Here is a 4,757-nt window from a genome sequence, read left to right as displayed (position 1 = left end):
ATCAAACTCTCCATTGTAAAATGTCTGCGCATTTAGGCTAATCCAAAAGAAAAGCCAACGCTAAAAGTTTTATGCCTTGCGGCATTATCCCATCAGGACGAGCACCCAAATCTATCGTAGTTCCACTCACCTGTACCAGTTAACCCACATCTTTAATTTTAATAACCAAAGACCTGGGAGAACCGACGGTTCTTAATGTTCTACCCAAACGCGCTCGTCTCAGAAAAGACAAGCGCATCTGCTCTTGTACTACTACTGTCTATGTAAATCTTTCAATGAACTCTTTCTTGATTGCAAACGGAGAACTTCGTTCCCGAAAGCGGATGCAAAGGTAGGGCTTTTTTAAATACCACGCAAGCATTTTTAAGAAAAATATCGAACAAAAATGCAAGTTTTTGAGTTTCTTTACATATTGATAACATAATGGGGAACGTACACCTTATATATATAAGGGAAGATTTTATGACCACCGTAGCTATTAGGCCGACTATTGAAACAAAGCCACAACATCATCAACCCAGCCCACAAACTAAATCAAACAGTTACTTCATACTTTCTTTTACGCGTTCTGCCCATTATAGAATTCAGATAATGGACATTTGGTAGGCAAAAAACCGAGAGTTTCCAGCCTACCAAATGGCTATTTACACCTAAAGCTCCAACACTTCATCCTTCGTCCTCTTCACACCAATCCCATCCATAGTTAGGTTTAGCTCCAATTTCATCAGGGTTGTGGGGTATTTCCCCATGTTGATCAGCATTTCCATCGCCATCGTTATCAAACCGTGAAGCTCCAGGAGCAATGAGCAACTCATCTAAGCCGAAGTGTATCGCAGCACAATCGGGTTTTAAATAATCATGTGTTTTCATTCGTTCCAACTCTATTTTAAGATGAGTTTCTTATGGTTGACAATATAAACGCCCTTTGGCAAGCCCTCGGTAGACGTTGCATTCGGACGTACCAGTTTCCCGTCTATGGCATAGATGTTGCACGGAACAGCGAATAGGTCGCCATTTCCCTCACTAGCCGTTGTTGCTATACCTGTAGTGTTGAACGTGTTGCCTATTTCCTCATTGTCAACGAAGAATTTCAGAGCTTTAGATTGAGTGGCAGAACCCGTAGCAATCCAGCAACGGAATCCCTTGACTGGCATTGGGCTTTGCGTATAGTGCCACAGCCACCTATGTTTCGATGCAGAGCTTTTGCCCAACGCATACGAGAAGGCTGGCACAACCGCACTAGCATGACGATATAACGAACCACAGAACTGCAGTTTCCCGTCTGCCGTAGTACTCCAAGAGGCTGCATTTCGCAATATTCCCCCAGAATAACCTGGCTGGTCTTCCGGTTTTTTATCGAGTGTAACATTGTTAATGACGTAGTAAGGAGCATTAACCGAGAGCCACGGCTTATTATTCTTCAACTTACTGTAGGGTTTTAACGAGGTCATCACCGTTGGGTCTTTGGTAGGCTTTATCAAGTACAGCTTATAGGCATCAAGAGCAACATGGTCGTCCTCTTGGTCTAAATCAACCTTTGTAAAGTCGATACGTCTTTCATAATCTGTGGATTGTTTGGGATAGGCCGACAACTTCACATCCTCACCAAATGCCGCTTTCAGTTGTCCCACAGTAAGCGACACTGGCAACACAATAGAGTTCCACTCGTTCTTCTGCAACGTTCGTTTCAGCACCATTATGGCCGCCCTATTAGGTTTCACTTGTTCCAAGATATAAGTTGAGTTGTTTTGTGTTTCATCAAGTATCAAGTCAAGCGTTCCGCAATAAGCCAATGAGAAGTCATCCCAGCAAGTCCAATCGAGCGGCTTAGTGGAATTAGCCACCCTTACGCCAATTTCCATTACATCGGTGTCGTGCGGAACATACACGAACACCGTGTTGTTATACATGCCGTGTTCAAAAACCTTAGCCGCCTTTACGTAAGGGCTCACTTTATCGGCAGCTCTGTCCGCATTGGTATATACCTTTCGAAATTCTTGAAGCGTATACTCAAAGTCACCCCCAAACTTGTTTAAGGTTGTTTTTACATTCGAATTTGCATCAGTAATACCCACTACACTCACAAAAAGCTCCGCCGTGAGGTTACTGCCTGTGGCAGGAGCATAGAAACCATTACACGAAATGCGATACCACCCCTTCTTAATAGCCTTCACTTTCTGCGAAACTTTCCCGTTGGCATGAGCCATATTCCCCAGATTCCTCACGTTGGCTGTGCCATAGCTAGCATTATCGGCCATATACGAGTTGCTGCTCGTGGCGCCATTGCCCACATAATATGTATATGCGTCATTCGCAGGTTCCAGCAAATAAGCGTTATGGTCGGCCCAGCCCCAAGTCAATCCACCTGCTGTAACCCATTTTTCCACATCTCTATCACCACGCGCAAAGTTGTGGTCGTCTATCAGAATGGTGGCATTAGCAGGCGATTCGTCAGACGCATACACATCTTTAAACACGTCTTTAAGGTCGGCTCGCGTAACTATCCTCCATTGACAGGTTTCGTCGTTAGGGTTAACATTGCCCGGATAGCTAATGGGATAAACCTTATCCTTCAACACCTTCGTCATTTGCAAATAGCGTTTGCCGCCCATTCCTTGGGTCGTCTCATCGTTATACACACTAATCCAATAAGTTTTGCTACCAGGCTTAACCTCTTCAAATTTCCAATCTAGCACGCCATTGATATATTTTTTTTGTACGGCATAGGGGTTTGGCGTTACATCCGTATTGTATGTCACCCCTCTATCCACATACGCCCTGTTGTAGTTAGCCGCATCGTCAAACCCCGGCGTGTCTCTCCTTCGGCCAAAGGCAATGTTCTGTCCCTCAGTTGTCTTCAAGGGACCAACCATTCGATAGTGATTGGCAGGGGTAGAATGCTTGACTGTTATGGTCATACCCGTGCTGAAACCCACAAGCGACGTGCCCCAATAGCTACCGGCATTGAGGTATTTGCCCGTACCAACGTTATAAAGGTACACAATTCTTTTATTCTCGTCTGGGTTATTAATAACCGATTCGACGGGATTACCAAGCCATTTGTGCGTAGTGGGGTCTTGCCCTTGCGCATTCACAGCAAGCGGGATGCAGGCATACACGGCCAACAAAGCGAAAAACAGGATTCGTTTCATAATCATTAACTACTTAAATTCTCTTGTTATGTTTTTGATGGTGCTATACAGAAACGACGTAAGTTTCTCGTTATCTGGCACTTTTCATGGAGCGAAACGGTTTACAATAGCTGCCGTGGCTATATTTACTCGGACGTTTATTGCCATGCACAGGAGCTAGGTTTTAACTTCATGCTAGGTAAGCGGAGCTTTAGCAAGGCGTTATTCATCCTTATTTATCAGCAATACTGTTGTTTTCCAATGTAGTACGCTTGTTCCGTTTCTTTCATTAGTTCTTTATCTGGGTGCAAATATATCAAAAAAAACAGATTGCGCCAAATTTTTTCGTATTTATTTATCTTTCACGTCGCCAAACAGTCCATTCATTATGCCAGCAAAGACATAGGCGTTAACCCACAATCAAGTACTTATATTTCACACTCTCGTCTTTGTTCGGCACCACAACCTCGTAAAAAAGAAGGAAGTCGAGTTGCTAATTAACCATTGTTTTCTATCTTACACGCTTCGATATTCGTCAACATCTGAGAACACCACCTGCATCTTGCATCCCCTACCTTTCCTGTTTGCTGCGAAACGCCGACTTTTCAATCTCCCGAAATCCGCTTTTCCATCAAAAAGCACACTTCTTAAAATTCTTTTTACCCTTATCCTACACAAGTTTACCATCTAGCGAAAAGGCATTAACACCCACACAGGGCACAATTTGCTAGCCCTGCTTTTTGCTAGGCTTAACACTGCGATTTGCTGCTAATTGCAGTGCTTTTTACAACCGACAAACGGGCATTCTGCATCATATTGCAAGATGTTTTGCTGCAAATAACACGCCATTCTGCACAAGTTGCGCTTACAGGCAACATCAAACCGCTCTAGCCCCTGTTTACAGCCTACTCCGACCATGTTTCAAAACACCCTCAGCGAGTATTGATTTTTTTGCGACAAGGTGATAGATTGCGAACGACGAGGGGCCTCACAACGTTAAACCCCAATCGGCCGTTAGAACACCTGTCAATTATTATAGGTTGTTTCCATCTCCTCCTGCACATCTTTAGTTTGTTTGACGGGCTTATTGCCCGTCTTATTCTTTTAACGTTGTCCGTTACGCCTTCAAAAATAAGACAGACAATAAGCCCAACAATCAAACAAAACTGCACAGGCTCTAATGTATGGCAGTGGACACTCGTGATTTCTATAAATTGAGATGAGTGTATTATCATTGTGATGCAAAACCGATACAAATACTCCTCTCCATGTACGACGTACAGTACAGAGACACGACAAAAAATGGATTTTTGCCCCATTTGTCTGTGGCAAAACGGGCTTATGCCGCAAAAGGCGAACTGGCGGAAGATATTCAATGCCTTCTCTACCATTTGAAAACCGGATCTCAATGGCAGATTACTTCCGCATTTTCATGATGCTGTCTTCGTTGGCCGTGAGCAGCAAGCCCCACAACCGCTCGCGCTGGCAGTCGCAAGTGTACATGCTTTCCGTCGCCGTTGCCATGCATGCCTATACGGCACAATTGTCTTTTGTCCGGTTTTCAGCAAGAATTTTAACATTATGAGTACCCTTTTTGTCCACCAACCGCTCACCCTGTCGCAAAAA

General features: G+C 44.1%; 3 protein-coding genes. 1 reads left to right on the top strand and 2 read right to left on the bottom strand.

What is annotated here, in order from left to right; genetic code table 11:
• Positions 1-666: 666 nt before the first annotated feature.
• Positions 667-870 (bottom strand): hypothetical protein, encoded by a 204-nt coding sequence (locus HMPREF2955_RS15135; RefSeq protein WP_009231923.1) that lies wholly within the window; start codon positions 868-870, stop codon positions 667-669.
• An 11-nt stretch (positions 871-881) separates the two neighbouring features.
• Entirely contained in the window at positions 882-3,158 is a 2,277-nt protein-coding gene (locus tag HMPREF2955_RS07700) for an adhesin (RefSeq protein ID WP_083317662.1), read from the bottom strand.
• 1,381 nt (positions 3,159-4,539) lie between these two features.
• Between HMPREF2955_RS07700 and HMPREF2955_RS16225 the strand changes: the two genes are divergently transcribed.
• Positions 4,540-4,716 carry a hypothetical protein gene (locus HMPREF2955_RS16225; protein ID WP_168166874.1) on the top strand — a complete coding sequence of 59 codons (177 nt, stop codon included), beginning with the start codon at positions 4,540-4,542 and terminating at the stop codon, positions 4,714-4,716.
• Positions 4,717-4,757 lie beyond the last annotated feature (41 nt).

It is taken from the genome of Prevotella sp. HMSC073D09 (assembly GCF_001814145.1).
GTDB classification, from domain to species: domain Bacteria; phylum Bacteroidota; class Bacteroidia; order Bacteroidales; family Bacteroidaceae; genus Prevotella; species Prevotella conceptionensis.
Note: the sequence above shows the minus strand (reverse complement) of the source record. Positions and strands in the feature narration are given on the sequence as shown.